The sequence below is a fragment of the Rhodococcus sp. PAE-6 genome (assembly GCF_025290685.1).
GTDB classification, from domain to species: Bacteria; Actinomycetota; Actinomycetes; order Mycobacteriales; family Mycobacteriaceae; genus Rhodococcus; species Rhodococcus pyridinivorans.
In genome coordinates this window covers 1-243 of record NZ_JAOCLZ010000201.1, presented here as the reverse complement: position 1 = coordinate 243, position 243 = coordinate 1, and the positions used below count along the sequence as shown (strand labels likewise).

The 243-nt window shown below is 70.4% G+C and carries 1 pseudogene; it reads right to left on the bottom strand.

What is annotated here, in order from left to right:
- A pseudogene (locus NVV99_RS26775) lies at positions 1 to 243 on the bottom strand (c-type cytochrome biogenesis protein CcsB); the annotation flags it as partial.

The following is a 243-nucleotide window of genomic DNA, read 5'->3' as shown; positions in this document are numbered from 1 at the left end:
AGGCGAGACGGTCGTGGGCGCGGGCGTCGGGGAGCCGTTGCATGAGTCGGGCCAGCCGGGTATCCGGGCGTTTTTCGGCGTTCAACGCCCGCAGAAACAGCGTGCTGGCCACCCCGGAGACGAGGAAAACTCCGCTCGAGACGGACCCGACCGAGACGTGGATCGGCAGCCAGCAAGACGGTCGCGCCGGCACCACCGGGGCGGCATCGGCGTCGAGCACGGTGCCAGCGACGACCAGCAGGA